Source organism: Saccharophagus degradans 2-40 (assembly GCF_000013665.1).
GTDB lineage: Bacteria > Pseudomonadota > Gammaproteobacteria > Pseudomonadales > Cellvibrionaceae > Saccharophagus > Saccharophagus degradans.
In genome coordinates this window covers 1,698,578-1,724,371 of record NC_007912.1, presented here as the reverse complement: position 1 = coordinate 1,724,371, position 25,794 = coordinate 1,698,578, and the positions used below count along the sequence as shown (strand labels likewise).

Annotated in this window: 23 protein-coding genes; 7 read left to right on the top strand and 16 right to left on the bottom strand. The window is 45.6% G+C overall.

Annotated features, from left to right (window positions below):
• Positions 1 to 9 precede the first annotated feature (9 nt).
• From SDE_RS06970 to SDE_RS06920, 11 genes are all read right to left on the bottom strand, one after another.
• Positions 10 to 540, bottom strand: a complete 531-nt coding sequence (locus tag SDE_RS06970; RefSeq protein ID WP_011467811.1) for a hypothetical protein — start codon at positions 538 to 540, stop codon at positions 10 to 12.
• Positions 541 to 750: 210 nt separating this feature from the next.
• Positions 751 to 1,065 carry a phasin family protein gene (locus tag SDE_RS06965; RefSeq protein ID WP_011467810.1) on the bottom strand — a complete coding sequence of 105 codons (315 nt, stop codon included), beginning with the start codon at positions 1,063 to 1,065 and terminating at the stop codon, positions 751 to 753.
• A 149-nt stretch (positions 1,066 to 1,214) separates the two neighbouring features.
• Complete coding sequence (gene phaR, locus SDE_RS06960; protein ID WP_041324361.1) at positions 1,215 to 1,703, bottom strand: polyhydroxyalkanoate synthesis repressor PhaR; 489 nt, start codon at positions 1,701 to 1,703, stop codon at positions 1,215 to 1,217.
• Positions 1,704 to 1,813: 110 nt separating this feature from the next.
• A complete protein-coding gene (locus SDE_RS06955) occupies positions 1,814 to 3,610 on the bottom strand; it encodes a PHA/PHB synthase family protein (RefSeq protein ID WP_011467808.1) in 1,797 nt (598 codons plus the stop codon).
• A 55-nt stretch (positions 3,611 to 3,665) separates the two neighbouring features.
• On the bottom strand, positions 3,666 to 3,908 hold the full coding sequence (locus SDE_RS06950) for a hypothetical protein (protein WP_011467807.1): 243 nt from the start codon (positions 3,906 to 3,908) through the stop codon (positions 3,666 to 3,668).
• Between the two features lie 78 nt (positions 3,909 to 3,986).
• Positions 3,987 to 4,769, bottom strand: a complete 783-nt coding sequence (locus SDE_RS06945; protein ID WP_011467806.1) for a 3-hydroxybutyrate dehydrogenase — start codon at positions 4,767 to 4,769, stop codon at positions 3,987 to 3,989.
• Between the two features lie 159 nt (positions 4,770 to 4,928).
• A complete protein-coding gene (locus SDE_RS06940) occupies positions 4,929 to 6,125 on the bottom strand; it encodes a hypothetical protein (protein ID WP_041325446.1) in 1,197 nt (398 codons plus the stop codon).
• Positions 6,126 to 6,154: 29 nt separating this feature from the next.
• Positions 6,155 to 6,955, bottom strand: coding sequence for an outer membrane lipoprotein-sorting protein (locus tag SDE_RS06935; protein ID WP_011467804.1), 801 nt, complete (start codon positions 6,953 to 6,955; stop codon positions 6,155 to 6,157).
• Entirely contained in the window at positions 6,948 to 9,350 is a 2,403-nt protein-coding gene (locus SDE_RS06930) for an efflux RND transporter permease subunit (RefSeq protein ID WP_011467803.1), read from the bottom strand. Before SDE_RS06930 ends, SDE_RS06935 begins: the two co-directional genes overlap by 8 nt.
• A gap of 132 nt (positions 9,351 to 9,482) precedes the next feature.
• Complete coding sequence (locus tag SDE_RS22850; protein WP_011467802.1) at positions 9,483 to 10,082, bottom strand: TetR/AcrR family transcriptional regulator; 600 nt, start codon at positions 10,080 to 10,082, stop codon at positions 9,483 to 9,485.
• Between the two features lie 221 nt (positions 10,083 to 10,303).
• A complete protein-coding gene (locus tag SDE_RS06920; RefSeq protein WP_011467801.1) occupies positions 10,304 to 11,113 on the bottom strand; it encodes a DUF4380 domain-containing protein in 810 nt (269 codons plus the stop codon).
• Positions 11,114 to 11,696: 583 nt separating this feature from the next.
• Between SDE_RS06920 and SDE_RS06910 the strand changes: the two genes are divergently transcribed.
• The 5 genes from SDE_RS06910 to SDE_RS21225 all read left to right on the top strand — a co-directional run bounded on the left by SDE_RS06910 (position 11,697) and on the right by SDE_RS21225 (position 19,600).
• Positions 11,697 to 14,132, top strand: a complete 2,436-nt coding sequence (locus SDE_RS06910; RefSeq protein WP_011467800.1) for a GH36-type glycosyl hydrolase domain-containing protein — start codon at positions 11,697 to 11,699, stop codon at positions 14,130 to 14,132.
• Positions 14,133 to 14,332: 200 nt separating this feature from the next.
• Positions 14,333 to 16,669 carry an efflux RND transporter permease subunit gene (locus SDE_RS06905; RefSeq protein WP_011467799.1) on the top strand — a complete coding sequence of 779 codons (2,337 nt, stop codon included), beginning with the start codon at positions 14,333 to 14,335 and terminating at the stop codon, positions 16,667 to 16,669.
• Positions 16,670 to 16,698: 29 nt separating this feature from the next.
• A complete protein-coding gene (locus SDE_RS06900) occupies positions 16,699 to 17,520 on the top strand; it encodes an outer membrane lipoprotein-sorting protein (RefSeq protein ID WP_011467798.1) in 822 nt (273 codons plus the stop codon).
• A gap of 5 nt (positions 17,521 to 17,525) precedes the next feature.
• Positions 17,526 to 18,893 carry a DUF1302 family protein gene (locus SDE_RS06895; RefSeq protein ID WP_011467797.1) on the top strand — a complete coding sequence of 456 codons (1,368 nt, stop codon included), beginning with the start codon at positions 17,526 to 17,528 and terminating at the stop codon, positions 18,891 to 18,893.
• A gap of 32 nt (positions 18,894 to 18,925) precedes the next feature.
• Positions 18,926 to 19,600 carry a TetR/AcrR family transcriptional regulator gene (locus SDE_RS21225; protein WP_011467796.1) on the top strand — a complete coding sequence of 225 codons (675 nt, stop codon included), beginning with the start codon at positions 18,926 to 18,928 and terminating at the stop codon, positions 19,598 to 19,600.
• 75 nt (positions 19,601 to 19,675) lie between these two features.
• Here the strand turns inward: SDE_RS21225 and SDE_RS06885 are convergent, their stop codons facing one another.
• The 3 genes from SDE_RS06885 to SDE_RS06875 all read right to left on the bottom strand — a co-directional run bounded on the left by SDE_RS06885 (position 19,676) and on the right by SDE_RS06875 (position 21,594).
• The gene (locus SDE_RS06885; protein WP_011467795.1) at positions 19,676 to 20,167 is read right to left on the bottom strand and encodes a GNAT family N-acetyltransferase; all 492 of its coding nucleotides are present in this window, start codon (positions 20,165 to 20,167) and stop codon (positions 19,676 to 19,678) included.
• An 89-nt stretch (positions 20,168 to 20,256) separates the two neighbouring features.
• Positions 20,257 to 21,186, bottom strand: a complete 930-nt coding sequence (locus SDE_RS06880; protein ID WP_011467794.1) for a rhodanese-related sulfurtransferase — start codon at positions 21,184 to 21,186, stop codon at positions 20,257 to 20,259.
• 96 nt (positions 21,187 to 21,282) lie between these two features.
• Positions 21,283 to 21,594 (bottom strand): BolA family protein, encoded by a 312-nt coding sequence (locus tag SDE_RS06875; RefSeq protein WP_011467793.1) that lies wholly within the window; start codon positions 21,592 to 21,594, stop codon positions 21,283 to 21,285.
• 99 nt (positions 21,595 to 21,693) lie between these two features.
• Here SDE_RS06875 and SDE_RS06870 point away from each other — a divergent pair, with 99 nt between their 5' ends.
• Both SDE_RS06870 and SDE_RS06865 read left to right on the top strand, forming a co-directional pair.
• Positions 21,694 to 21,981, top strand: a complete 288-nt coding sequence (locus SDE_RS06870) for a hypothetical protein (RefSeq protein WP_041324352.1) — start codon at positions 21,694 to 21,696, stop codon at positions 21,979 to 21,981.
• 152 nt (positions 21,982 to 22,133) lie between these two features.
• Complete coding sequence (locus SDE_RS06865) at positions 22,134 to 22,763, top strand: response regulator (protein ID WP_011467791.1); 630 nt, start codon at positions 22,134 to 22,136, stop codon at positions 22,761 to 22,763.
• Positions 22,764 to 22,832: 69 nt separating this feature from the next.
• Here SDE_RS06865 and pyk read toward each other — a convergent pair whose 3' ends face one another.
• Both pyk and SDE_RS06855 read right to left on the bottom strand, forming a co-directional pair.
• A complete protein-coding gene (gene pyk / locus SDE_RS06860; RefSeq protein ID WP_011467790.1) occupies positions 22,833 to 24,275 on the bottom strand; it encodes a pyruvate kinase in 1,443 nt (480 codons plus the stop codon).
• A 197-nt stretch (positions 24,276 to 24,472) separates the two neighbouring features.
• Positions 24,473 to 25,780: a sodium ion-translocating decarboxylase subunit beta gene (locus SDE_RS06855; RefSeq protein ID WP_041324350.1), complete on the bottom strand. Its 1,308-nt coding sequence runs from the start codon at positions 25,778 to 25,780 to the stop codon at positions 24,473 to 24,475.
• Between the last annotated feature and the right edge of the window lie 14 nt (positions 25,781 to 25,794).

Sequence of the window (25,794 nt, the reverse complement as noted above, 5' to 3'; positions counted from 1 at the left end):
AACACACGCTTAATTGTGTGTTTCTAATTCTTGCTCTTCCGCTTTTACAGGCTCGCTAGCTGCCTCTGGTTGAGGTTCTGCTTTTTTAGCCGTCTTTTTCTTGGCAGCTGTTTTCTTTGCCGCGGGTTTTGTAGCCGCTGCTTTCTTAGCAGGCTTGGCTGGCGATGCTTGAGTCACTTTTTCAAATTCCGCAGTAAGCGCACTAAAATCACCTGCGTTTTCTAACGCTTCCACCATTAACGCTTCACTCTCTTTAAAAGCTTGTGGCGTTTTCTTTATGGAGTCGACATAAATACCCTGCAACTTACTAGAGCATTTTTTATGTAACGTCCATACGGTTTCTAAAGAGTCAGCCTTTGATAAATCATCAGCCAATTCTGAACAACTAACAACCACCTCATCTAGCAGTTGGGCTTGCTGCCCAAGTACTGCCTCGAAGGCTTTAAGGTTGGCATCCCAGAGAGCCAACATTGGCGCAAATACCGGCCCGATTTGTTCCGAAACTTGCTCTGAAACTTGATTTGAAAATCTGTAGTCCATAACACACTCCTAGTCAGGCGAGAAACCCGCCCACAAACGTGAATTTTGCGGCGCAGCATCAAATATTATTCTTGCCAAAGGCCAACATCAATACCCTTTGGCGCCAATTAAAAAAATTGTGCGTTTTTTCTAAAATGTTTCCATCCAGACATTAAAAAGCCCGGCAGTACCGGGCTTCAACATCAGACAAGTAACACGCTCAAATCTACCTTACGCTGGCGTGTTGCTTTTAATTACGTCGCTTACTTTCTCTTGGGTAGCAGTCATAAAACTGTATGCATCTGTAGAAGCTGCAATCATTTTTTCTTGCACAGATTCCAAGTAGTTCTTTTGCGTTTGATAGATGCCAGAAAAGTCTTTCTGAGCACTAAGCTCTTTAGCGTAGGCCATGCTGTCGCTTACCATATCGCTAACAAAAGCTTTTTGCTTTTCTGCAACTTCCTCGAGCATCTTAGTATTTAATGCGGCTAAATCGCTCATTGGTTTAAAAGCGGTTTGAGATTGTTCAAAGATCTTGTCTAACATAATGTGATTCTCCTGAGGGTTATGCTGCACTGCAAAACACAACTTAAGTGTAAGGTGTGAGCATGACAGAATCAAGACAATTTTGCTGCACTGCACAAGAGAAACAAGATCATTTAGCGATAGCTAAATTAACCCTTAATAACCGTTAGTTATGAGTCTTCTTCCGGTGGTTTCTCGTTCTTTTCGGGCTTTTTGGCGCCACTCGCCGCGGGCTTTGCAGACTGAGTAAACGCGTTCCACATGGACATATTTTGCTCTATAAATTGGCCAAATACGTTCATTGGCGACGATGCATCCATCACCCCTTTCATCATTCCCTGCACTGTATCTTGCTGGTCTAAAAAGGTTGCCACACTTTGCTCTAAGTATTGGCGCATAAAGCCTTGCATATCGTTACCGTAAAAGCGGATTAACTGCTTAAGCAAGGTTTGTGTGAGCAACGCTTGATTCTCGTTGCTCTCCACTTCACTAATAATTTGCAGCAAAATCGATTTGGTGAGGTCTTCCTCTGTTTTGGAATCGATTACGCGAAACTCTTTGTGTTGCATAACCAGCTCGCGAATGCCATCTATGTTTACATATTGACTTTGAGAGGTGTCGTAGAGCCTACGATTGGGGTATTTTTTAATTGTTATCACTGTGAAGCTTCCGCATAAATGACTGTAACAGCGCGCCGTGGCTGCCCCTAAAATGTAGCTGGCATTAGCCAAAACAACACCTGCGCGCTGTTTTAACAGAAGTATAGCCCTTATAGGGCTTGATGATCGAGCCTAACCTTCACATAGCTTCCCGGCGCATCACCCACTACTGGGTGTTTTTTGCTGCCTACTGCCGGTGCAGCACACTGCTCTCCCGCCCTTGCAGCTAACCAGTCGCGCCAGTCACTCCACCACGAGCCCTCTTGCTGTTTCGCTTCGGCCATCCAGCTTTCGGCGTCCGCAGCTAAGGTATCGTTTACCCAATGTGGATATTTGCCGCGGTCTGTGGGGTTAACCACACCGGCAACATGGCCAGACTCTGTAAGCACAAAGCGCACTTGCGCGGCTTCATTATTAGCGAGTATTTGCGCGCTTTTATAGGCGGCCTGCCAAAGCACAATGTGATCCGCTTGTGCGGCCAAACAGTAACTCGGCACCCCCACCTGAGCGAGGTCTACAGGGGTATCGCAAATGGTAAGCGCACCTGCGTGTTTGAGCTGGTTATCTAAATACATATTGCGCAAATAGTAAATATACACAGCCGCCGGCACATTGGTGGAATCGCTATTCCAATACAAAATATCGAAGGGCATTGGGTCTTTGCCCTTTAGGTAGTTATCGATAAAAAACGACCAAAACAAGTTATTTTCGCGCAACAAGCTAAAGCTTAATGCCAGCACTCGGCCGTCAAAGTAGCCTTTGGTTTTTACGGTTTTTTCAATCACCGCAAAGCTATCTTCCGACAGGTAATTTCCCACTTCGCCAGGCTCAGAAAAATCAAATAACGTAGTGAGAAAAGTACAGGTATTGATACGGTTATCACCACGGGCCTTAAGCACGCTTTGGGTAATACCCAGTAATGTGCCACCAACACAATAACCCGCCACGTTTACTTTTTCTGCGCCGGTTATTTCGCATACTGCATCAAGTGCGGCTATAGCGCCCAACTCTACATATTCATCAAAGCCAAATGTGGCATGCTGCTTGTTGGGGTTAACCCAAGAGGCCATAAACACGGTGAACCCTTGGCTTACCAACCACTTAACAAGGGATTTCTTTTCACCTAAATCAAGTATGTAGTACTTGTTAATAAACGGCGGCAAAATGAGTAGCGGCACAGAATGTACCTGCTCGGTAGTAGGCTTGTACTGTATAAGCTCAATAAGCTCATTTTTAAACACTACCCCACCCTCGGTATTAGCGAGATCTTTACCCAATACAAAAGCGTCGCTTTTAACCTGAGTAATTTTTAACGCTTCGGTAGGGCTTTGTTCTAAATCGCGCATAAAGTTATCCATGCCGCGCGCGAGATTTTCCCCTTCTGTTTGCAAAATTTCTTTGCACACTTCGGGGTTGGTGAGTAAGAAATTGGTAGGGGCTACAGAGCTAACATATTGCCGCGTGTAAAAACGCACCTGCTCTGCGAGCTTTGGGTCGTCGAACTCCATAGAGTCGACTAATTGATTCATATACTGCGCATTTAGTAGGTAAGCTTGCTTAATGTAATTAAATACGGGGTTGCCATCCCAATCTGGGTCGGCAAAGCGCTTGTCGCCTTTTGCAGGCTCTATTAACGTCTCTACATTACCCCCTAAAAACGCCTGGCTTGCGCTTTGCCACAGCTGTTGTTGTTGCTGCATAAACTGCATTTGCTGGTTTAGAAATTGCTCGGGGTTAATGCGCACACTGCCCTGTTCGGGCATTACCAAGCCCGCAGGCGGCTCACTGCCGTCGCTAGCCATAGTATTGGTTAACACTCGGTTCATTACATCGGCGGTTAATTTACTGAATTCTGCACTGTATTTTTCGATATAACCAAGAACTTGCATGCGTTCCTGTTGATTCATAGCCAATCCTTAATAAGGCACGAGAAGCATTAATTGTTAACGCGGTGAGGTAAAACTATTTATCGTCGCTTTTCTTGGCGGCGGCCTGACTGTATTCGGTAAACATCGCTTGGCTTTTTTCTGCCATACCTTGCCAAAAATCAAATATTTGTTGTGGCTGAAAGTCGTTATTTTTGACAGCTTGATCGTAAGAGTGGGCAATAGTACCCAGCATGGCCTTTTGCAGCGATTCGACATTACCTTCAAAAAGCTCAAGCACTTCCTGTGGAGAGATGTCTATTTCCATTTTGATTTTCATATTTCACTCCTAGATACATTAAACCAAGTGACTCGCCGCCAGTGACATTACTATTTAGTTTCTACTATTTAATGAGCACTACTTAATTGTCCAGCCACCATCAATAACCAGTGATTGCCCCGTCATGTTTTTTGCAGCATCAGAAATTAGAAAATGCATGCTAGCGGTTAGCTCTTCAAAGCTAATAAACGCTTTTTTAGGCATGGGCTCAAGCATAATTTTATTGATTACGTCATCTTCAGAAATACCGTGCTCAGCAGCTTGCAGCGCTATTTGTTTTTCTACTAAGGGCGTTTTTACATAGGAGGGGCAAAGCGTATTAATGGTGATATTGTGTTGCGCGGTTTCTAGCGCCACTACTTTGCTAAACCCAATTAAGCCGTGTTTTGCTGCCACATAGGCACTCTTGTAAGGTGAAGCCACGTGGGCGTGTATGCTGCCTACATTAATAATGCGTCCAAAGTCGCGCGACTTCATGCCTGGCAATACTGCACGGGTTAGCATGGCTGGGCCAACAAGCAATACATCGTTTAATTTGCGCCACATATCGGCAGGGAAAGATTCGAGCTTGGCCACATATTGAATACCTGCGTTGTTAACTAAGATATCAATATTGGGAAATTGTGAAACAACAGAGTCGATTGCAGACTGATCGCTTACATCCAACTTAAACGCTGTGGCCATACCGCCGACAGCTTGAATAGCGTCCGAGACTAGCTGGGCCGCGTCCAAATTTAAATCGGATACCACTACATGATAACCGCTGCGCCCAAGCGAGAGCGCCATGGCCTCGCCAATACCACTGCCAGCACCCGTAACAAGTGCTATGCGGGGTTCATTACTAGCAAACTCACTGGACATTGTGCCCCCTGTGCCTGAATTAACGTAATGGAAAAAAGATTGTAACCCAAAAGTAATTACAACCTTACCATTACTTTATTGCAATGCAACAAATTAATACGGGGGGCTAATTATTGAGCCATTACCCATTATTATTGGTAATAGCCCTGTTAGAGGCAGTTAAAAATAACGCCGCAGTGCCAGTTGAATGTAATCTTCGTTTCTAAAACTGTAATCGGGTGAACGCACATCGGCATTGGCAAAGGCTCGCAGTTCTGCCTCCAATGTCCAGCTATCGGTTAAGCGACGACTAGCCTCCAGCGAAAAAAAGCGATTGCCGTATTCTACATCCTGACTAAACAGCGCAAGAATTTGTGTGTTGTCTAAATCGTTGAATGCCCAGCGCCCGCCAAACACCGCATCGTTTTGCGAAATGGGCGCATACTGAGCGCGGCGGTCGTCAAATTGGTACTCGGCTATTACACCTAGGTCGCCATTTGTGCCAGCAATAGAATAAAACGTGTACTCCAAGCCGCCTGCTGCCGAGGTATGCCGGCCTATAAAGTTGTCGCTTTTACTCACGACTTCTAGCTTCCATAACCAAGCTTCTACGGTCGCCTGAACCGCCAAACCAGTTTGGCGTATTTGTGCGTAAAAGGGCTGCAATGCTGCGCCCCCCTGCTCTTCTACGACGGGTATAAACCGCGGCTCGCGATCGGTGCCAACAAAATGCGATAACCCAACATCGAACGCCCCTAAGTAATGACTCCAACGCATGGCAAAATCCACATGGTTTTGCTTGCGTTCGCTTTCGTATAGGGCCATTTCGAGCACAGGTAACGGCGGCCTCAATCGACTACTAAGCCCAGGGGTTTGGCGCTCCCGAAAATAGGGCAACACGTATGCCTCTACGGTGCCCCAGTCACGCACTGCTATCAACTCAATCATGGGCTGGCCAAGCTTGTCTTCGCCATCAATATTTTCTAGCGCGTTGGTTTGATTGATAACATCAACAAGGTGAACGGATTCCGTCACACCCCAAGTAACTTTGCGGACGCCAGTATAGAGTTCAAACTGTTCGAACTGGCGCCACCAGTAAAGCTCAGCAAGGTCGATATGATTTCGTTCACTGTCATTTTCATCTACCCGTCCAGATGCAGAAAACACCAATCGCTGCGCATTGTTATCAAAATCGCGATAGGCCTCGATCAATCCTGTAAGCGAGCTAGAGGAGTCTGTCTGCTCAGCAAGCAATGCATCACTTATAAAGTTGCGCTGCTCGAAACCAATATTCGCTTTAACATCGGCATTCGCGCTTGCGCTGAATACCGTCGCACTTACTAACAATGAAGAAACAAACAAAAAAGAGACCGGCATAAGCCGGCCTTTAAAGGGCTTTATCATCACTATTTAACTCGCGATAAGCTGTTTTTGTTAAAGTCGTTGTCGGTATAGCCGTTGTTAAATTGCCAGTCGGACATTAACAACACTGTACTTTTACCCGTTTGATGATTGGTCATCTCCCAGCGGTGCGCACGCCAGTATTTATCTAAGTACTGGTTATACTCTTTCATATGCAGCGTTTTTTTAAGGCGTCCACCGCGATCATAAAAATCTATTTTTAGTGGAATATAACGCGCTTGGTCTATCCACACTTCCAACTTGGAATAACCAGATTTGGGGTCAACTGGGTCACTTTGGTTAACAAACACGTCAATGCCATCAAGCACATCATCACGCAAGTATGTGTAGGTATATTTATCCACCTCCTGTGATGCTATATCTTCAAACGCAAACTCACTGTTCATAAAGGCGCCTGCTTTGTTGCTTGATGAGATACGCTTAACCCGTTTTAAACCGGGCAAATAAAGCCATTGATCATCTGGCCCAGCTTGGTGAGTAAAAGATAAAAACGCGGTGCCTTCTACATCGCTGGGGTTTTCAAATACGATAATAGACTTATCGCCATCCCCTGTTACCTCCATGGTTTGATTGCGCATTAAACGTGGCCGTTCATTGCCGTATTGGTCGCGCAACAGCATTTTTATATTCGATTTAGAATCTCCAAACCCTATATCGCGCTTATCCACTTCTTCGGCAATAGCTCGGCCTTTTTCCTGGGCGGTATTGGCCAGCAAAAAAGGCGACACCACCATGAACGTTAACGCCATTACGATACATAACTTATGAATGATTGAATTAGGCATAGCTATTCTCCTGTTTAGCGTTGGCGGTATCTGTAGAAGTGTTTGGCAGCGTTACTTGTTTAGATTCAGGTAATTTGTATTCTTTGGCATCTAATTTAATAAGTAAGATTGGCAGTAGCAGAAAGTCGGCAAACAACGCGACCACAATAGTTATTGCGGTAAGCAGCCCCATATCGGCGTTCATACCAAACGATGACTGCGCCAAAATTAAAAAGCCCGCCACTAAAATAATGGACGTAACAATAATGGCCACACCCACCGACGAGAATGCATAGCGCACAGCACCTTCTCTATCCAAGCCTTGCTCTCGTCTTGCGCGCAGGTATTTACTTAAAAAGTGCACGCTATCGTCCACCACAATACCTAAGGCCATGCCCGTCACCATGGTTACCGCCACATTCACCTCACCCACTAACAGCCCCCACGCGCCAAACGCGGCACCCAGCGGTAAAAGGTTAGGAATTAAGCTTAATACCCCTAAACGCACATTGCGTAAGGCCAAGGTTATAAGTAAAGAAATAACGAGAATGGCGATAAATGTGCCCAAAAGCATACTGCGCATATTGGTTTCGGAAATGTGAGCAAACATCACAGCAGGCCCCACTCCATAAGATTCCATAGCAGTATTTTGTTTAAGCCACGCTTCACCGCGCGCAGACACTGCGGCGAGCTTGCTCGAAGGCATATCTTTTAAGGTAACAATTACTTGTGTTGCACTTTTACCAATATCCATTTGGTTGTTTAAATCTAATCCTTCCGGTAATGAAAGCTCGTACAACAACAAATACTGGGCAGCGAGTTCTTTATCTTCTGGGAGCCTATAAAAAGCATCGTTATCACCGTGCATATTTTTATTTATACGTTTAAACGTATCGGTAAAGCTGTTTACGTGTACCACCTCTGGCTGGCTGCGAAACCACTCCACAAAATTTTGCGTATCGCGCAAAAAGGCAGGGTTACTCACACCGTAATCTTCACCCGCAGGCAGGGAATATTGAATTTGATAGATGCCGGTTAAATTTTCATTTACATAATCGGTATCGGTACGGAATTGCACGCTCTCATCAAAGTAGCCCACAAAATCATCGTCAAATTGATTAAGCGGTACTGCGGCAACCAAGCCAATAGCGATTAACGCCGACACAGCAAATACCACTCGGCGACGACGAATAACAAAATCGCCGCAAGCATCCATCCATTTACCTACTCGACTTTCACTCATTTGCGCTTTAACCGGTAACACGGCCATTAGCGCAGGTAAAAAACTAATCGAGAAGATAAAAGCCATTACCACACCAAACGCGGTGATATTCCCCAGGTCGTGAAAGGGTGGCGTATCGCTAAAGTTCATCGATAAAAAACCCACCGCAGTGGTAAGCGAAGTAAGAAAGATAGGGCCAAAATTTAAACGCATACTGTAGCGAATAGCATCGTGACGGCTCATGCCTTTGCGCATGCCCGAAAACATGGTGACGAGAAAGTGGATAGAATCTGCCACTGCTAACGTCATGATAATAGTTGTGGCAGCCGATGATGGCGGCGTGAGCTTAAGCCCCGCCCAACCCGCCGCGCCCATTGCCGTTAGCATAGAAAACAGTATGACTAATACCGTAGCGAAGGTTGCGCCAAAGCTGCGCAAAAGCAGCATCATGGTGATAATAATCACCAAATACATTAACGGAATAAGCGACGCCATATCCTGCATAGACGATTCAAAAAACGCGTTCGAGAGCATCACCACACCCGACAGGTGAACAGTAACCGGGTACGCACTTTCTATCTCTGTTTTTAGTGCGCGAACCGCTTCTACTGCAGCAGGTACTTCGTCGAGCGAGGCCTGCGGCATTTGGAAGGTAATGTTAACTGCCGTAACGTCGGCATTCTCGGATAGAAGCTGATTAACAATAAACGGCTCGGATAACGCAACACGTTTTATTTCAGATAATTCGCTGGCACTAAGGCTTGCGGGGTTAGATACCAAGTCGGCAACAACCAAGTCATCTTCTGTGGCTTGCGAATATTGAAAGTTGGTAACCGAATCGACACGCAAGGCATAGGGTAACAACCACGCCTGACGAGTGGCCTCTTCTACTGCCGAAAGTACATCTGGGGCGAAAACATCGCCGTGCATGGGGGTTATTACGAAAAGAATATTATCGTTTTTGGTGTAGGTTTTTTGCTGCTGATCAAATGCTTGTAAATGCGGGTTTTGGTCGGAAAAAAATACGCGATAGTCGTTATCAAACCCTATAAAGCGCGCGCCACTTATCACCACTAAGGCAGCCACCACGGTAAACACAATAAGCCACCACCGCTGCCTAATAACAAAATTGGCGTAGGCTGTTAACGGTCCAATATCTTCATTAGAAACCGGCCCTTCAGTATTTTGGGACATAACTCTCTCCTTAAATTGTGGTTCCCATCGAACCCCATTACTCCAATACGCGACTTTTTACGCATTGAACCTGTTTGTAATGGTTAAGGACGAGCATACCGACCAACCGGTTTGCTTTTTTATTAAAAATTTTTAGCGCATTAGCAGCTTCAAGTAATCCACTACCGCTATAAGGGTTTCACTCACCTTAGCTTTATCTTCCATATACCTAGCCTGCATTTGCACCCCCTGAATACTCGCTACTATAAAACGGGCAGACGCCTCTAGGTTAACCCCGTCTTTTAGCTGCCCATTTTGTTGCGCCAGCACAAAAGCAGCTTGTACTCGCTTGCACAACCATTCGAACAGCTCCTGAACCTGCGAGCGAAAACACTCGTCTTCGGCAGACATCTCCATGGCCAGGCTACATACAGGGCAACCTTGCGTCATTTCATCTTCCGTAATCTGGCTTGGCAGCGCGAGAAAAAAGTCGCACAGGGCTTGAATGGGGGCTTCATTTTCGAGCGGAAAGCCCCAGAAATGCTGGAACCTATCCACATACAGCTCTTCAAACACGGCATGGCCAAGCGCTAACTTACTGGGGAAATGATGATATAGCGCGCCCTTAGATACTCCGCTGTTGGCAAGAATATTGGCTAGGCTAGCGGCCTTATAGCCGTTGTTGATTATCTCACCCGCAGCCACTTGCAGAATACGCAAACGCGTCGCTGTCGGGTCTTTTACCGATTGCATTACCTTAATACCTGTTTTTAAGCACTATAAAGTGGTGATGTAAGCGCAAAGCACTATAGCTAAAACGTTTTCTAGCAACACTGCTCACCAGAGCTCGACTGGATACGAAAACCTCAATCGACGCGAATAGAAGAAATTGCTCAGCTGCTTTCAATTAACGGCTTGCTATGCACTACACATACCCAACAATACAGACCAATTGGTTTGTATTCAAGTAGCACTTACTTGCTCACCCCTTGCACTATCTGCGCTAGCGCTTGACCGACCTCTGCAATAGCCCCCAACGGCGGGAAGTCGTCTGGCACGGGTATCAACCACCAATCAACGGCCCAGCTAGTTTGCGCACCAGAGGCAATGGTTGTGTAAGGCCCCTGCACTTCTACCTCAACATAGGGGTTGCTTTCGCTATCGAAGGCGTACACTTCCACCTCTCCTTCACTAGGAGACACATCAGCTTCGTCGAGCTTAGGGAAGCCTTTGATAAATATTTGCCCAGCAAAAATATTGGCTATCCAACCACCACTATTATTCGCAAAGCATTTCACCCCCTCGGTAAGCAGCTTGGGGTTATGCTCATACAAAAATACATTCCCCTCGCGCTGCATGGGTAAATTTGAATTGGGTAACGGGCCGGTTGCCGAGTAAAAATAGGTGTGACCACCTAACACTCTAGACACCTGCCACGGAGCATAAGTTTGCGCTTGAGAAGAGACATTGTTAATGGTTGTGGTTACACGAAAACCATGGGGAATAGCAGAGAATGCTTTAGCAAGACGAATGTTGAGCTGCGAGCACACCGCACTCGTTAATTCCAGTGTCTGCTCATCGCTATGCACAACGCTATATGGTTCTGAATCTAGGGCCGGTGGTGGTGGCCAATCCCAATCCGATTGCGGGGCTGTCCATATGGTTGAACCAGGAAACAACGCCGCATCAGCTAAGTGGTTTTTACCAGCAAGGGAAAATTCCATCACCCGCCCGCCAGCTAAATCAACGCTTAACTTATATTGCTCATTTGTTAAATTTTTCATACTCCGCCCTTACTCCCCTAGAGCCGCACCAAATAATGAGCGCAAGCAATCATTTTGACGTGCAATACATTATTACTATTTGACGATCTGAATTAAAATACACGCACAGTATGTTGTGCAAACCCAAGGGTTTCATGCACCAATGCAACACGTGCCAACAATGCAAATAATAATGACACGGTGCAACAAATAACTACACCGTTTTGCTTATAATTTCACAGTTCTCAAATTTCCAGCCCGTATCATCACCTAGATTATACCTTTAGCCGGTTAGGCTTAGCCGCTAAGCGGCTTCCTACCCAGCAAGGTTGGTTGCCCTATAAAAATAACAAAATATAACCAGCCTTCATTGGCGTAAATCCAACAATCAAAAGACCATAACAAGCAACACACAATAATAAGCTAAAGCTTGTAATTATGCTGCCTATTGCTAAACAAGCTTTATCGTCGCCTGCATGTACATGCCCAAATGTAAATTCGAGACTTACCTTTGGCGCGCGACAAAAGCCGCAGCGAATTAAAGCGAAGCGGTTGAAACGATCACCAAAAATATAATGTATAACTAACCTAAGGTATTGTTCTAATGAAATTTGGGCACTTTGACGACAAAGCACGCGAGTATGTAATTACCGACCCGAAAACTCCCTACCCGTGGATAAACTACTTAGGCAACGAAGACTTCTTCAGCCTAGTATCTAACACTGGGGGTGGCTACAGTTTTTACAAAGATGCAAAGTTCCGTCGTTTAACACGCTATAGATACAACAACGTACCCGTAGACAACGGCGGTAAATATTTTTACATCAATGATAGTGGCGATGTATGGAGCCCCGGTTGGAAGCCGGTAAAAGCAGAGCTAGACGCATACAGCTGCGCTCACGGCCTTAGCTACACCCGCATTACCGGCGAAAGAAACGGCATTCAAGCGGAAGTACTTAGCTTTATCCCTCTCGGCACTTGGGCCGAAATTCAAAAAGTTAGCCTTAAGAATACCTCTGGCGCTACCAAAAAATTTAAACTGTTTTCTTTCGCCGAATGGTGCCTATGGAACGCAGAAGATGACATGACCAACTTCCAACGCAACTTCTCCACCGGTGAAGTAGAGGTGGAAGACTCTGTTATTTATCACAAGACAGAATTTAAAGAGCGCCGCAATCATTACGCATTCTACTCTGTAAACGCACCAATTCAGGGCTTCGACACCGACAGAGACAAATGGAAAGGCTTGTACAACGATTTTGATAAACCCGATGCCGTTTTTGAAGGCGAGCCTCGCAACTCCGAAGCGCACGGCTGGTCGCCAATTGCATCTCACTATCTAGAAGTGGAGCTCGCACCAGGCGAAAGCAAAGACTTAATTTTTGTGCTTGGCTATATAGAAGTTGCCCCAGAAAACAAATGGGAATCAAAGGGCGTTATCAACAAGTCTCCAGCCAAAGAACTTATTGCGCGTTTCGATAGCGTAGAAAAAGTAGATGCCGAGTTAACCAAGCTAGCCGATTATTGGGCAAATTTGCTTTCTACTTACAGCGTAGAAAGTGGCGACGAAAAGCTAGACCGCATGGTAAATATTTGGAACCAATACCAGTGTATGGTGACATTTAATATGAGTCGCTCTGCGTCTTTCTTCGAATCTGGCATTGGCCGTGGTATGGGCTTCCGCGATTCCAATCAGGATTTGATAGGCTTTGTACACCAAGTACCCGAGCGCGCCCGCGAACGCATAATTGATATTGCTTCTACTCAGTTTGAAGACGGTTCGGCCTACCACCAGTATCAGCCTTTAACCAAACGCGGCAACAACGCAATTGGCGGCAACTTTAACGATGACCCTCTTTGGCTAATCCTTTCTACCACCGATTACATAAAAGAGACTGGCGATTTCTCTATTTTAGAAGAGCAAGTGCCTTACGATAATGATGCGAGCAAAGCCACAAGTCATTTTGAACATTTAAAGCGCTCGTTTTATCACACGGTTAATAATTTAGGCCCACATGGCTTGCCACTTATTGGTCGCGCCGACTGGAACGACTGCCTAAACCTAAACTGCTTTAGTGAAGACCCTAACGAATCATTCCAAACCACGGGCAACAAAACCGGCAGAACGGCTGAGTCGTTAATGATTGCAGGTTTATTTGTTTTATACGGCAACGAGTTTGTAAAACTGTGCCGTGAAATAGGCCAAGACGGAGAAGCGGCAGAAGCCCAAGCCCATATTGACCAAATGGTAGAAGCTGTGAAAAAGCACGGCTGGGATGGCGAGTGGTTTTTGCGTGCTTACGACTACTACGGTAAAAAAGTAGGCAGTAAAGAAAACGAAGAAGGCAAAATATTTATCGAATCGCAAGGTTTCTGCGGCATGGCAGGAATCGGCCTAGAAGACGGCCTTGTCGAAAAATCGATGGATTCTGTTAAAGAATGGTTAGATTGCGATTACGGTATTGTGTTGCAGCAACCGGCGTTTACCAAGTACTACATAGAGTATGGTGAAATCTCCACCTACCCTGCTGGCTACAAAGAGAACGCAGGTATCTTCTGCCACAACAACCCGTGGATTATGATCACCGAAACTTTGCTTGGCCGCGGTGACAAAGCCTTTGAATACTACCGCAAAATTGCACCTGCATACCTAGAGGAAATTAGCGATCTTCACAAAGTAGAGCCTTACGCCTACTGCCAGATGATTGCAGGTAAAGATGCCTACTTACCTGGCGAGGGTAAAAACTCATGGCTAACAGGGACCGCTTCGTGGAACTTCGCTGCAATTACTCAGTACATTTTAGGCGTAAAACCAGACTATAGCGGTTTAGCAATTAACCCTTGCATACCGTCTAGCTGGGATGGCTTTAAAGTTACCCGTAAGTATCGCGGCGCAACCTATAACATCATCGTAACCAACCCAACCCATGTAAGCAAAGGCGTAAAATCGCTCACCCTAAATGGCAACGCTATTGATGGCTACATAGTGCCACCGCAACAAGCTGGCACCGTATGTAACGTAGAAGTTACATTGGGCTAAGCCTTTCGCCCTCGGTCGGGGCCTATTTACCCGACCGAGGCTCTCCAAGCCCCGCCACACCTAGGCGTGCATCTGTTTTACCTCCCCCTCAAATTTACTTGCCTCTGTCGCTTAATTCTCTTGCCATATGAACAGCGCTTACATTAATATTTACAGCGTTTATTTACACCGTTCATATTTGCCACTTGGGAGCGCCGTACATGCAAGGATTTAATCATCATTGGGCCAAGCGGGTTGTTACATATCGCCTAGCATTGATCATTGGCATTGCCATTTTGATATGCCTCGCACCACTCACATTCAAAAACCTGCATCACGATAATTCCAACGAAGCTTACTTTCTTGAGCACGACCCCAACCTTATTGCCTTTGACCGATTGCTAGAAACCTTTGGGGACCCCGAATACCTTATAGTGGGTATACCTGCCCGCGCGGACGACAAAGACATATTCAGTAAAGATGCGATAAAGATTATCGATGAGCTATCTGATTTTTTAGAGAATAACCGCCACGTCACCCAAGTGCGCTCTCTGAGTAATTATCAGTACACCCATGATGACGACGGCATGATGGCGACAGATGATTTATTCGACGATATAGAAAACCTTAGCGAAAACGACCTAATAGCGGCACGCCGCATTATGCAGAAAGAAACGCTGCCAATAGGCCGCCTAATAACTGCAGATTTTCGCCACACTCAAATCCTCGCTCGCACCGAATATAAAAAAGGTGAAAACGCCCACAAGGTAGAGCTTACTCAAGAGTTACTTGCCTTTATAAAGCAGCAAAACTATAAAGCGGCAGGGTTTGAGATAAAACTCTCTGGCATACCTGTAATTGGTGAGCGTTTTGAAACCCTCACCCAGAATGATATGGCGTGGATAAACCCAGTAATGGGCGTAATAATGATCGCCATTTTGTTCATCATCTTCCGCTCATTTTTCGCGACCGTAACCCCTATATTTTTAATACTCGCGGTAATGGTATTGGTTACCTCCCTGCAGGGCTTATTTAACTGGCCATTTACTGCGGTTAACTCTGCGCTAATACCCACAGTAATAATTTTGGCAATGGGTACCAGCGTGCACGTATTGGTGGAATTTTTTCAATACCGTGCTGCAGGGCAAACACCTCAGCAGGCAGCGCAATCCACCGTCGTCAACCTTTTTTACCCCATCTTCTTTACATGCCTTACTACAGCAGTTGGGTTTTATGCGCTATCCGTTACCGAGCTAAGCCCAGTTCGCCAATTTGCATTATTGGCAGGCATCGCCCCGCTTATTATTTTTATTCTTACCAACACATTGCTACCGGCTCTTTTAAGCTATATTTCTTGGCTGCCTCGCAATATTGAAAACTTTTCTAAAACTAATGAACCTAAAACGGGATATTTAGCCAAATTACTGCGCACCCTACCTATTTGGACCCAAACCAACCGCAAAGCCATTGCAATTACAGGCGTAGTTGTAAGTTTATTTAGCGCGTGGAGCGTCACCCAAATTACAGTCGATGCAAACATTGTTAATTACTTCAAAAAAGACAGCTGGGCCAACAGAGATTTACACTACTTTAACGATACGTTTAAAGGCATAAGTAACTTAGAAGTCATTATCGACTCCGGCGAAGAAGGTGGGGTTAAATCGCCTGAGTTTTTACAGCGCGTTGAATCATTACAAAATTGGCTAGGCAATATTGAGGAAGCAGGAAGACCGATTTCTGTATTAGATTTTTACAAACAAATAAATCAATCCCTCAATGAAAACAACCCCGATTACTTTGCTCTACCCACTTCGCGCCCAATGGCTGCCCAGTTTTTGTTGTCCTACGAAAATACCGGGCCTAATGAAGACCTAAGCGATATGGTGGATTATTACCGACAAGTACTCCGCATTCAGCTGCCAATCATCAATATGGATGCAACCAAAATGATGGATGTGCTCACACATATAGAAGATCACATAGCCACCCACTATAGCGATTTAAATATTGAACTAACCGGTACACTAGTGATGAACAACGCTCAGAATCACTATGTTAACAACGGCATGTTTAAATCGTTTGGCATTGCCATTCTAGTAATTGGCATTTGCTTTTTAGTACTTTTCCGATCGTTAAAATATGGCGTTATTGCGCTTATACCCAGCATTGTGCCTGTATTGCTAACAGGCGGCTTAGTGTCTTTCGCTGGGGTTGCCATAGACCTAGGCACCATGATTGTAGGCGCTATGACCATAGGCATAGCCGTGGACGATTCAATTCATATTATGAGCCGCTATTTACAATATCGTAAACAGGGTAAATCCACCCGCGAAGCCATAGACGGCGCCATGCAAAGCGCTGGGCGCGCGGTAATACTTACCTCTATTATTTTAATTAGCGGGTTTAGCGTAATGCTACTTGGCTCTTTTGTTTCTTATATTTATGTTGGTTTGTTTTCAGCCATTATTATGGGGCTGGCATTAGCAGGCGATTTAATTTTTATGCCGGCTCTGCTTTATTTATTCGATAACAGCGAAAAGAAAAAACAAACTATTTAACCCTACTCCACCATTACGAGGATTCTACAATGAAGAAACGTAGTACTACTGTATTCATCCAGTGCATAGCGAGTTTATTCGCGCTGGCATTACTTGCTCCCACACCATTTGCGGCCGAGCTAACCGCTGCAGAAATAATGAAGCAAGTAGACGACCGCTACACCGGCGATACAAGCTACTCGGACGCAGTACTCACATTAATAGACAACAAAGATAGGCAACGCGTGCGCAACCTCGCCATGTACGGCCAAACCAAAGACGATGTTGAAAAAGCGGTGATTTTTTTCACCACTCCTGCCGACGTTAAAGGCACAGCTTATATGTCTTTCGACTGGGAAGATGAAAACAAAGAAGACGATACATGGTTATATTTACCCGCATTGCAAAAAATTAAGCGTATCGCGTCTACCGACGAATCGGGCTCATTTATGGGCAGCGACTTCAGTTATACCGATATTAACGGCACAGACTACCCAGACTTCACCTACACCATGGAAAAAGAAAGCGAGATGGTTGATGGCCACGACTGCTGGGTAATCATCTCCACCCCCAAGAACGAAGAAGTAATAGATAAAACCGGCTACACCCAAACAAAATCATGGGTGCGCAAAGACATACTCATTGTAGTAAAAGGCATAATTAACGTTAAACGCGGCAAACGCGTTAAATACTTTTCTGCCTCAGAACTTGAACAAATAGATGGTGTTTGGACTGCAAAAAAATTGCAGATGATTACAACTCGCAACAATAAAAAGGAGCACGCTAGTGTTCTGGTTGTAAATAACACCCGTTACAACCAAGGCGTAGATGAAGAAATATTTACTACACAAGCAATGCAAAGGGGCCTGTAACAGTAATGAACATGTTTAGGGCTAAGTCTAAATTTCGGGTCTTCCGCCCTGCTTTATGGCGGAGCACTAGTGCGCGAACCTTAGCGACATTGACGTTAAGCGCTGGTGTTTATCTGCCAGCTTTCAGCTATGGCAACGAAGATTTCTTTAGCGAGATAGAGGTAGATACGCAGACACAAACATCTTCTCGCTTTAGCTTTTTAGGCTATGTACAACAAGATGCGCATTATGGCATTAGCTCGCCCGATGCAAACCTAGGCTTTGCGCGAACGGAATCAGGCTTATCTGCCGCCAAAACGTCTGTTTTCTCGCAGGTTAAAATAGACGGTAGCGATACCGACAGCCACTGGATGTTCAGCGCAAAAGCCGAAACAAATTGGGTGCAATGGCAGGAAGATAAACTAGATATTACACCTAACCACAGCCGCATATTCCTGAAAGATGCTTATTTCGATACACGCTTTGAAAACGGCGCATGGCTACGAGTTGGCCATCAAATAATAGCGTGGGGAGAGTCCGAAGGCCTACCTATTGCGGACGTATTGGCACCACAAGATTCACGCGCACCCGGCCAAGCAGAGCTGCGCGATGTGCGCGAACAAATTCCCGCAGCAAAATTAAACCTGCCTGTTGCCAACTTAAATTTAGAGCTGGTAACTACCTATAAAGCGGGCAGCAACAGGCTCGCCAGCGCAGATGAACCATTCTACCCCTACCAGCAACTAGACAATAACGGCTTAACCGTTCAGCACCTTGGGCCAGCTAACGAATGGGAGTTTGCCGCGAAGCTGGCATATCAATTTAACGGCGGCGACATTGCTATTATTGCCGCCGATAGCAACACCAATGACTACACAACAATAGACACAAACGATAACACGGTTGAATTTCAACAGGGTCGAGTTGCAGCCCTAGCCATGCTAGCAAACAAAACCTTTGGCAATTGGCTACTTAAAGGCGAGGCAGGTGCTTTTTGGAACCAGCCTATACAGTCCCCTACGCCCTTCAAAACAAACCAATATCGTTTTATGGCGGGAGCAGAATACAGCGGCTGGACAAACTGGCGCATGAGCATCGAATTAAACGGCGCAGTGAATGAAGAGTCGCTTGCAGATAGCAACCAAGACATAGGTTACGTGCTTAGAATTAGCCAAAATGCGTATAATGAACGATTAAAAAATCAGCTTTGGCTGCTTAACATTACCGGTGATCTAGGCAGTGTTTTGCGCTGGGATAGTACCTATGAGCTATCCGACAGTTGGCAAATAGGTGCAGGTGTAATACTTTACAGCGCGACGAATGAAACATCGCCCTACTACATTTTTAAAAATAACGACGAAGTACTATTTTCAATTAAATATAGCTTCTATTAAATATACCGTTATAAAGCAACGCGAGAATTCTTTTGGCAGAAACAAACGATAGAAAAGCAGATAGATACCACCACGGTAATCTTAAAACCGCACTAGTTGATGGTTTTTTAGAAATGCTGCCCTCTACCACTATAGAGAGCATTTCGCTGCGCAAACTGGCAACCCATATTGGCGTTGCAGCCACAGCCGTATACAACCACTTTAGCAATAAGGATGAATTGTGCGCAGCCGTTAAGTTGCGCTGCTTAGACCATTTCGCTCAATGGCTAGAAAGCCATGTAGAGAAAAATGCAGAGCCAGAAGAACGAATTTACGCACTTAGTAAAGCCTATTTTCAATACTCTTTGCAACACCCACAGTACTTTCAGTTTATTTTTCAAATTGATATACCGCAGGAATACGTAACAGCAGAGCTAATTGAAACGTCAATGCGCGCAGAACAAGAGTTGCGCAACTCTGTTATAGCCTTGCTAGAAAAACACCAACTACCTACCACCCAGTACAACGAAGGTTTAGGGGCGTTTGCTTGCTGGTCCCTCGCACACGGCGTAACCACCTTGGCAGCAAAGCATGTAAATCACGCGGCTTGTTTAAGTGGCCGCTGGCCGCCGGAATTCATGCTAGATAACAAAGAATCCATTAACGCCGCTTTCGAGCCGCTCTCTAAAGTGGTTATTGCTGGTATTCTAGCCGTAGCGAAAAAATAATGCGTTGTTAATGTAACTTCGAATATGGCAATGCTCGCTTTGGGCGTTAGCCATACTAGGCTTTGATTTAATCCCCTAAATATTCTTTTGCCAGAACTGCGCCACTCCCATTGCACCGGCCAATACATATTGCTTAAAACCATTGTTCTGGTAGCACTTAATGGCCGGCGTATTATTACTTAGAACTTCGAGCGTTAGTTTGCAGCAATTTTTTTGCTCAGCTATTTTTGCTAAGGCATCTAACAACATGCCTGCTATACCCTGCCCTCGCACAGCTTCACTTACGGCAAGATCATGCACATTCATTAATGGTTTTGCGTTAAACGTAGAAAACCCTTCGAAGGCATTTAAAATACCTACCGGTTTGTTATCAACGTAACACAGTAAACTTACTGCATCACTGCGCTCTCGCAGAGCGGGAATTAAGTTGTTACGCGTAGCTGGCGATAGTGGCGCCGCGCCGCCCTCTAAAGATGAAGCATATTCATTTAGCATAGCCAATAAATCTTCCGTATGCGTATCGTTGTGGTAATCAACACATATTATTTTCTTATTCTCAGTTTTCATGGCCTTATCCCTTTAAATAAAAAGCCCCAGTTCGCATAACGAGCTGGGGCTTAATTGTTTAATTTATAAATTAAGTTAATGGTTCAACTCTATTTTTGCCTACTTGGCGCTGGCGCACCAATATGTGCCTGCTTGCGCGCCTTAGCTAGCTGCACCTGTTTTTGGCGCTCCATAAACCGCGCTCGCTGATCGGGCGTTTGCGTATCGTGACAATGCGGACAAGCGACCCCTTCTATATATTTTTCGGATTTTTTATCTTCTTCGGTAATGGGGTAGCGGCAACCATGACAAAGGTCGTAGGTACCTTTTTCTAATGCGTGATTTACAGCTACACGATTATCGAATACAAAGCACTCCCCTTTCCAGCGAGTTTGCTCTTCGGGCACTTCTTCTAAGTATTTTAAAATACCGCCCTTTAGATGATAAACCTCTTCAAACCCTCGCTGTTTCATAAACGCTGTAGATTTTTCACAGCGAATTCCGCCTGTACAAAACATCGCCACTTTTTTGTGTTTAGCTGGGTCTAGGTTTTTAGCCACATACTCGGGCAGCTCGCGAAAACTTTCAGTGTTGGGGTTGAGCGCACCTTCGAAAGTGCCAATATCGTATTCGTAATTATTTCTGGTATCCACAACGATTACTTCGGGGTCATCGATAAGGCTATTCCAGTCTTTAGGCTCAACGTAGGTGCCCACGATATTGTTGGGGTCTATACCTTCAACGCCCATTGTGACTATTTCTTTTTTGAGCTTTACCTTCATGCGATAAAAAGGCTGCTCTTCTTCGTAGGATTCTTTGTGGTCTATATCTGCCAGCCGAGCATCTTTACCGAAATAAGCTAACAGAGCATCAATTGCCTCACGCCTACCAGCCACAGTGCCGTTTATCCCCTCTTGCGCGAGCAGCAATGTACCCTTTATCTCATTCTCTATACAAAAGGCCTGCAGCGGCTCTCGCAGTGCCTCGAAATCGGGCAAGGAAACAAACTTATATAACGCGGCTATAACAATCTGGGGCATAAAAACTACTTTTCAGAGTAAATAGAATAACGGTGCGCGATTCTATCGAAATGAGAGGTTAAAATTCAACCAAAGGACATCAACTATTACACTTTTTTATTTTTTACTGCCGCCCATACACTTAGGCGAGGCCAAGTCTGCCTTATTGGCTTCCCACTCACTAGGCGTAAACAAATGTAGCGCCAGCGCATGTACTCCGCTGGCCAGCTCGTCCGCCAAGGCTGCATAAACAGCTTGATGGCGTTTCACCAACCCCAAGCCTTCAAATGCGTCGCTTACTGCAACAACTTTAAAGTGGGTTTCGGACCCTTTGGCCACATTGTGGCCGTGACTTTCATTCAGCACCTCCAGAAGAACCGGACTAAACTGTAATTGAAGCTTTTGCTGGATAGTAAGCTGTACTGACATATGTATCACCTTTTTGGAACACAAATTGCCCTATAATCACTGGACAAGACAAGAAAGATGGCTATTCTAGTCTTGTCATCTCATAAAGAAAGTAGAAAGATGCGAAAATTGATCAAAGATTCACAGCAAGCAAACAATGATGTACTGACTATGAGTAACGCACCCTCATCCAATAAATTTATATTTGTTGACCGCAGAAAAGGCGATGACAGAAGACTCGATGCAGACCCCTGTAGTAGTATGCCGCTCGACCTTTACCATCGCAAACGCCGTAAATCACGCGAAGACCGCCGTGATGGCTCTCGCACCCTGTCTGACGACTATTATGCATACATGCAGAAAGTAATGGCCTCTATTAAAGAAAACGACGCTAGCCGCAATTCATAGCCGCTAGCGGCACCCTCCTGCTACAACCTCCGCTTTCTTCTCTTTGGTTTTTAAGCTTCGCAAGACTAGTCATTTTCGATCTATCATCAAGCGCATCTACTTCTATACTGTAATTAACAACCCTGCGAGCTAATTACCGGTGGACCCCATTAATGCTTGAATCCAATGAACTTAAACTTGTTTTAGACACCCTAGGCAAGCGCAGAGCATGGCTGCAAAAGACCATTGAAGACCCCAAGTTAGCCGAGGACGTCAAGCGCCCCCACATAGAAATGTTAAAAGTGATGGATTCTGCGCTGCAGAAGCTCGCTAGGTTAACGCCTAAAGCACCCAGTGTCAGCGTAAGTTCGCAGCTTAAACGCACCCAAATTACAGCTAGTAACGCGCGAATATTGGTGGCAGAAGATAATAGCGAAGCCTGTGAGCTAGTGGTTGGTATATTAACTGACGCTGGCTTTAGGCTACTAGATACTGCAGAAGATGGCATTGCAGCCTTCGATAAGATAAAAAGCGCAGCAGAACCTTACGACGTTATTTTATGCGACTGGGATATGCCAGAGTTGTCGGGGATAGACATTCATAGCAAAGCGAAAGCCTCTAATACACTCCGCGGGGCGCACTTTGTAATGGTTACGGCAAATTCAGAGGCCTCATCCATTCGCAAAGCCATACAGCAAGGCATAAACGACTATATTGTTAAGCCTATAAATGCTGAGGTTCTAGTTAATAAAATCAATGTGGCACTAAATATTGAAACCGCACCCGCCCAAGCTCAAGGTTAACAAACAGCAGCCATAAAAAAAGCGGCTACAAAGAGCCGCTTTTTGGAAGAACAGTGTCGATGATTCTAATTAGTTAGTTGAACCAACCTGAAGAATCTTCATGGTGTTGGTTCCACCGTGCTCGCTAGTGTCACCTTTAGAAAGAATCACAAGGTCGCCATCTTCGATAATCTTTTGCTCGCGCATGATTTCTAATGCACGATCATACATTTCACCCGGTGGGATAGCGTTGTTATCAAACAAAATAGTTTGAACACCGCGGAACAATGCCGCGCGACGCAATGTACGAATATCGCGAGAGAATGCGAAAATTGGCAAACGAGCACCAAAGCGCGACATCAACATTGGAGTTGAACCAGATTCAGTCATGCTGGCAATACACTTAACACCTTTCAATTGGTGTGCTGTGTACATAGCTGCCAATGCAATAGATTCGTCAATAGCACTGTAGTCGCCGTCTGCACGAACAGGACGAGTTTCCGCACGTGGGTGTTTTTCTGCACCAAGAATCACACGTACCATCGCCTCAACTGTTTGCACAGGGAATTGGCCAGCTGCAGTTTCAGCAGACAACATCACAGCATCGGTACCATCCAACACGGCGTTAGCCACGTCGAATACTTCTGCGCGAGTTGGTAATGGGCTGCTAATCATGGACTCCATCATTTGAGTCGCAGTAATTACGCAACGGTTTAAAGCACGAGCACGTTCGATAATAAGCTTTTGCATGCCAATCAAAGCGGCATCGCCAATCTCAACACCTAAGTCACCACGGGCAACCATCACTGCGTCTGAAGCGCGAATGAGGTCATCCAATACTTCTTGGTTTTCTACTGACTCAGCGCGTTCAATTTTAGCAACTAGGTGGATATTGCCGCCGGCCTCTACAACTAACTGACGAGCAAGATTCATGTCTTCTGCACTGCGTGGGAACGACACAGCCAAGTAATCAACATCGATAGCAACAGCAGTTTTAATGTCTGCACGGTCTTTATCGGTAAGTGCTGGCGCTGTTAAGCCACCACCTTGACGGTTAATACCTTTGTTATTTGAAAGCTTGCCAGCAACCGTTACTTCCGTGTGAACTTTAGTGCCTTCAACAGAAAGTACTTTCAACACAACACGGCCGTCATCCAGCAATAAGCTGTCGCCTGGGTTTACGTCGTTTGGCAATTCTTTATAGTCGATGCCCACTTGATGCTGGTTACCTGCATCACGCTCTAAGCTCGCATCCAAAAGAAACTTGTCACCAACAGCCAAGCTGATTGGGCCATCTGCAAAACGAGCAATACGAATTTTGGGGCCTTGAAGGTCGCCCAATACTGCAACAAACTTACCGTGCTTAGCGGCCAAGCTGCGTACTTCATCTGCACGACGCTTGTGATCTTCCGGACTCCCGTGGGAGAAATTCAGACGTACTACGTTAACACCTGCAAGAATAAGTTTTTCTAAAATACCGGGCTCGTCGGTTGCTGGCCCAAGTGTGCTAACAATTTTGGTACGTCTGAACATAGATTGCTCCATTGTGGGATCGGCTTGCTAAATTTGGGGCGCATTCTACTATAAGCGCCGCGTAGGTAAAACGTTTGGAGAGAATAGAATGGAATTATTGCGTTTTTGCAGAAGATAAATACAAAATTACGCCGCTGACGCACCAGCTTAACGCAAAAAAGGTGGCGACGCCCTCATTGGGCGCGCCAGTTTTGAAATTACATACCACTAACCATGGAAATCATCACGCCCGCAGCAACGGCAGACCCGATAACACCGGCCACATTGGGGCCCATAGCATGCATTAATAGGAAGTTTTGAGGGTTAGACTGCAAGCCCACTTTGTTTGAAACTCGCGCCGCCATTGGTACAGCAGATACCCCAGCAGAACCAATAAGCGGGTTGATCTTTTGCTTACTCACCAAGTTAATGAGCTTAGCCATAAGTACGCCTGCGGCAGTGCCAATACCAAATGCCACTACACCCAACACTAAAATACCCAGTGTTTTAGGGTCTAGGAACTTATCTGCAGCCAACTTAGAACCAACACTTAGCCCCAAGAAAATGGTCACGATGTTGATTAAAGCATTCTGAGCCGTATCAGATAAACGCTCTACCACGCCACACTCGCGCATCAAGTTACCAAAGCAGAACATCCCCAGTAGCGGCGCAGCGCTTGGCAACACTAACGCTACAAGCACCAACACCATAATTGGGAAGGTGATTTTTTCGCGTTTACTTACTGCTCGCAATTGCGTCATTACAATTTTGCGCTCGGACTCTGTAGTAAGCAGCTTCATGATTGGCGGCTGAATCATAGGTACCAGCGCCATATACGAGTATGCTGCAACAGCAATTGCACCCAGTAAATCGGGGGCCAGCTTACTGGCAACATAAATTGCTGTTGGACCATCAGCGCCACCAATAATACCGATGGCCGCAGCCTCAGCAATGGTGAAGTCCATCTGACCCGTAGCTGCTAAGCCTACTGCACCAAGTACGGTTGCAAAAATACCAAACTGAGCCGCAGCACCTAAAAAGAGAGTTTTAGGGTTTGCTAAGAGCGGACCAAAATCGGTCATAGCCCCTACACCCATAAAAATCAGCAGGGGCGCAACGCCGCTAGCAATAGCAACCGAGTAAAAGTTATAAAGCATGCCGTTAGAATAGCCATAGCCGACTGCAACTTGATGGGCTGCATGGTGAACCGCGGGGCTAGCCATCTCATAGGCATGCACTAACTCCTTGGGCGATTCCCAGCTGGTCAACCCCAACGTGTCGGCTAAGGCAGCCAACACGGCAGGATCAGCAACAAAAATGGCATTCTCGACTGCCGGCAAGGCCAACCCTGCGCCAGGGATGTTAGCTAGAATGCCGCCAAAGCCAATTGGCACAAGTAATAAAGGCTCAAACCCTTTACGAATTGCCAAAAACAGCAACAGAATGCCCACAAAAATCATGAAAAGCTGCCCAGGCATCATCAGGTAAAGTCCCGACTCCTCCCAGAGGCTAATTAAGTTTTCCATTATTACCTCTTATG

Bases quoted from the DNA above. Each gene is read 5' to 3' on its own strand.
- SDE_RS06940 (WP_041325446.1), bottom strand. From the start codon at position 6,125: ATGCCGGTCTCTTTTTTGTTTGTTTCTTCATTGTTAGTAAGTGCGACG.
- SDE_RS06920 (WP_011467801.1), bottom strand. From the start codon at position 11,113: ATGAAAAATTTAACAAATGAGCAATATAAGTTAAGCGTTGATTTAGCT.
- SDE_RS06870 (WP_041324352.1), top strand. From the start codon at position 21,694: ATGCGAAAATTGATCAAAGATTCACAGCAAGCAAACAATGATGTACTG.
- SDE_RS06950 (WP_011467807.1), bottom strand. From the start codon at position 3,908: ATGAAAATCAAAATGGAAATAGACATCTCTCCACAGGAAGTGCTTGAG.
- SDE_RS06880 (WP_011467794.1), bottom strand. From the start codon at position 21,186: ATGCCCCAGATTGTTATAGCCGCGTTATATAAGTTTGTTTCCTTGCCC.
- SDE_RS06935 (WP_011467804.1), bottom strand. From the start codon at position 6,955: ATGCCTAATTCAATCATTCATAAGTTATGTATCGTAATGGCGTTAACG.
- SDE_RS06865 (WP_011467791.1), top strand. From the start codon at position 22,134: ATGCTTGAATCCAATGAACTTAAACTTGTTTTAGACACCCTAGGCAAG.
- SDE_RS22850 (WP_011467802.1), bottom strand. From the start codon at position 10,082: ATGCAATCGGTAAAAGACCCGACAGCGACGCGTTTGCGTATTCTGCAA.
- SDE_RS06965 (WP_011467810.1), bottom strand. From the start codon at position 1,065: ATGTTAGACAAGATCTTTGAACAATCTCAAACCGCTTTTAAACCAATG.
- pyk (WP_011467790.1), bottom strand. From the start codon at position 24,275: ATGTTCAGACGTACCAAAATTGTTAGCACACTTGGGCCAGCAACCGAC.
- SDE_RS06910 (WP_011467800.1), top strand. From the start codon at position 11,697: ATGAAATTTGGGCACTTTGACGACAAAGCACGCGAGTATGTAATTACC.
- SDE_RS06905 (WP_011467799.1), top strand. From the start codon at position 14,333: ATGCAAGGATTTAATCATCATTGGGCCAAGCGGGTTGTTACATATCGC.
- SDE_RS06900 (WP_011467798.1), top strand. From the start codon at position 16,699: ATGAAGAAACGTAGTACTACTGTATTCATCCAGTGCATAGCGAGTTTA.
- SDE_RS06955 (WP_011467808.1), bottom strand. From the start codon at position 3,610: ATGAATCAACAGGAACGCATGCAAGTTCTTGGTTATATCGAAAAATAC.
- SDE_RS06895 (WP_011467797.1), top strand. From the start codon at position 17,526: ATGAACATGTTTAGGGCTAAGTCTAAATTTCGGGTCTTCCGCCCTGCT.
- SDE_RS06875 (WP_011467793.1), bottom strand. From the start codon at position 21,594: ATGTCAGTACAGCTTACTATCCAGCAAAAGCTTCAATTACAGTTTAGT.
- SDE_RS06930 (WP_011467803.1), bottom strand. From the start codon at position 9,350: ATGTCCCAAAATACTGAAGGGCCGGTTTCTAATGAAGATATTGGACCG.
- SDE_RS06945 (WP_011467806.1), bottom strand. From the start codon at position 4,769: ATGTCCAGTGAGTTTGCTAGTAATGAACCCCGCATAGCACTTGTTACG.
- SDE_RS06970 (WP_011467811.1), bottom strand. From the start codon at position 540: ATGGACTACAGATTTTCAAATCAAGTTTCAGAGCAAGTTTCGGAACAA.
- SDE_RS06885 (WP_011467795.1), bottom strand. From the start codon at position 20,167: ATGAAAACTGAGAATAAGAAAATAATATGTGTTGATTACCACAACGAT.
- SDE_RS06855 (WP_041324350.1), bottom strand. From the start codon at position 25,780: ATGGAAAACTTAATTAGCCTCTGGGAGGAGTCGGGACTTTACCTGATG.